At 60.4% G+C, this 2,610-nt stretch carries 2 protein-coding genes; one reads left to right on the top strand and one right to left on the bottom strand.

The window, feature by feature from the left end:
- Positions 1 to 400: 400 nt before the first annotated feature.
- Positions 401 to 1,483 carry a histidine kinase gene (locus IB262_RS35340; protein WP_162728812.1) on the top strand — a complete coding sequence of 361 codons (1,083 nt, stop codon included), beginning with the start codon at positions 401 to 403 and terminating at the stop codon, positions 1,481 to 1,483.
- 96 nt (positions 1,484 to 1,579) lie between these two features.
- Here IB262_RS35340 and IB262_RS35335 read toward each other — a convergent pair whose 3' ends face one another.
- Positions 1,580 to 2,581, bottom strand: coding sequence for a DUF2950 domain-containing protein (locus IB262_RS35335; protein ID WP_162728815.1), 1,002 nt, complete (start codon positions 2,579 to 2,581; stop codon positions 1,580 to 1,582).
- Between the last annotated feature and the right edge of the window lie 29 nt (positions 2,582 to 2,610).

Here is a 2,610-nt window from a genome sequence, read left to right as displayed (position 1 = left end):
CGAAAATCGATCTAAATCCGCCGCCTATGCCTGTCCGCGACTTAGTGAAATCGCTGTCCCGTACTTACTGAAATCGGTGTCCGCGACTTACTGAAATCCTTGTCCCGTACTTTCTGAAACCCGCAACCAAAGCCGCGACATGCCATCACATGATCGCAGCCACGCCCGTTTCGTGGTCAAACCCGTCCCTCAACGCACTCTCGCCCGACGCCCGCCGTCGTCGGCCCACGTGGCTTTCCACGGGACCGAGCCATCTGACTTCCGCCGCAATCTTCGCGCGGAAAGACGGAACCGAGTGATCCTTTTAGTTGCTAAATTTCTTTATTTGCTTTTTCAAATAGCCGCCCCTCGTCATGCTGGCGCCTGGGGCTTGAACCCGAATTCAGCACGACAGAGTTTGATGAAGCACATCACCATCCCCACCGACAGTTTCCTGGACGGCAACCGGTTTCGCGTCGTCACCCTGCGGCTGGCACTGATCTACGCGGCGGCCGAATTCCTGATCAGCAGTCCCATCTGGCTCACGATCGGGGACAATCCGCTGAAACCCTTTCTCGGCAAGCTGGCGCTCGAAGCGGTCTTTGTCCTCGTCGCCATCCTCCTGGCGCAGCTTCTCAGCCGGATGCGGCGGCAGAGCTATGGCCGGCAGATCGCGGCGTGTCTGTTGTTGTCGCTGGTCAGCTCGCTCGGCATGTCGCTGCTGGACGCCTATCTCTACAGCCTGATCATGTTGCCCGTGGTCGTGCCGTTCAACATCATGGATTACGCCTATGCGGTCTGCTATCGCATGTCGATCTTCTTCGGCTGGTCATTTCTCTTCGTCGCGTTGCTCAATCACATGGACGTGCGCGACCGCGACCTGAAGCTGATCGCGTCACGCGAAGAGGCGCTCGCGGCGCAAATGCGGGCGCTGCAGTACCAGATCAACCCGCATTTCCTTTTCAACACGCTTAATTCCATCACCGGGCTTGTCGAGGAGGGGGCCTCCGAGCGGGCTGAACGGATGATCATGTCGCTTTCGGCGTTCCTGCGCTCGACGCTGCAGCTCGACCCCATGCGTGAGCTCAGGCTTGCCGACGAGATGGCGCTGCAGAAGGAATATCTCGAGATCGAAAAGGAGCGGTTTTCGGACCGGATGCGCGTTCGGATCGACATTCCCGGCGAACTCGAGGATGCGAAAGTTCCAAGTCTCATCCTGCAGCCTTTGGTCGAGAACGCGGTCAAACACGGAGTCGGTCGTTCCAGCAGCACAGTCGAAATCCTGATCCGCGCGGCAAGGCGCGGGGACAGGCTCAATCTGATCGTCGAAAACGATGTTGCCGCAGCGACTGCGGCGGGGATGACGCACGGGCTCGGCATCGGTCTTGCCAATGTGGCCCACCGCGTCAGGACCCATTTCCCGGGGGGAGCTTCGCTGACAGCAGGCCCGATCGAGCCGCGCAAATTCCGAGCCTCGCTCGATATGCCCTTGATACTTGTTTGAGGCAGAGGAAGAGGCTGGCGGACGGGCAGGCGAGGTTATTGTCTGACGCCGCCCGACTGGGCGGCGCTGTCGTTCATGCCGATGGTAGCATCCCCGTCAATCGTCGACGACGGACCACTTGTCGTCCGGATCGAAGCGGTCGATGAAGGGTACGATTGCTTCCGTGCTCGGCCCGAGGTCGCGCTCGTAGACGATGCCCTGCTGGTTGACGACGAAGGTCTTCACGCCCGTCTCCGCATAGGTGACCGGCCAGGCGATCAGCGCAAAGCCGCCGATCATGTTGCCGTTGATCACATAGTCGTAGCGACCGCCGGCAATGTTGTCGCCCTGCGAGGTCAGGATGCGGAAGCGGTAGCCGAAGTATCCTTCGCCAGCTTTTGCCTTTTCCAGGGCCGCTTCGCTGATCGAGTCTCCGACGGGGCTTTCGCCATCCCCCTGGTCGGCCGGCCAATAGAGACCGTCGGTCTGGCCGGGCGTGCTGATCAGCTTCTGGGCATATTCGAGCACGCCGTCGGAGTCGCGATCCTCAGAGGCGTATTCCTTTTGGGCATCGACATAGGCTTCGACCGTGTCGATCGCCTGCAACTCGTTCTCGCCGACGCGACGATTGACGATCTCTTCGAGTCCGACATAGGTATCGAAGGCCCATTTGCCGTCATCGCCCTTGGTGAGCGGGAAGGGCAAGGGCCAGAGCCGGTCGCCGATCTGAAGGATCTTGCGGCCCTCCAGGTCGCGAACGACGACATTGCGGGCTGCCCCTTCGCGGATAAGAGCGAACGTATCCTTCACCCCTTCGCTGTCTTTCAGCTTCTCCGCATTCAGCCCCAAAAGTTTTGCGAGGCCGTCGAAATCATCGGCGGCCAGCCTGGCCTTGAATTCACCGATGGCTTTCTCCGGATCGTCGAAGACCGGCGGGTCTTCTGCGGCGGCATAGGCATCCAGCCCACCCACCATCTGGTCCGCCGGCGGCTGATCGGCCGACGGTTGGTCTCCTGCAGGTTGATCGCCGGCAGCTTGATCGCCAGCAGGTTTATCGGCAGGCGGTTTGTCCTGCGAATAGGCGGAGCCGATCGGCGTCGCTACCAGAACCAGCGCCATCGCTGATCCCAGGAGAAGGGAATTGAAGA

It is taken from the genome of Ensifer sp. ENS02 (assembly GCF_014851885.1).
Classification (GTDB): domain Bacteria; phylum Pseudomonadota; class Alphaproteobacteria; order Rhizobiales; family Rhizobiaceae; genus Ensifer; species Ensifer adhaerens.
The sequence above is the reverse complement of the archived record's forward strand: the minus strand, read 5'-3'. Positions and strand labels throughout refer to the sequence as shown.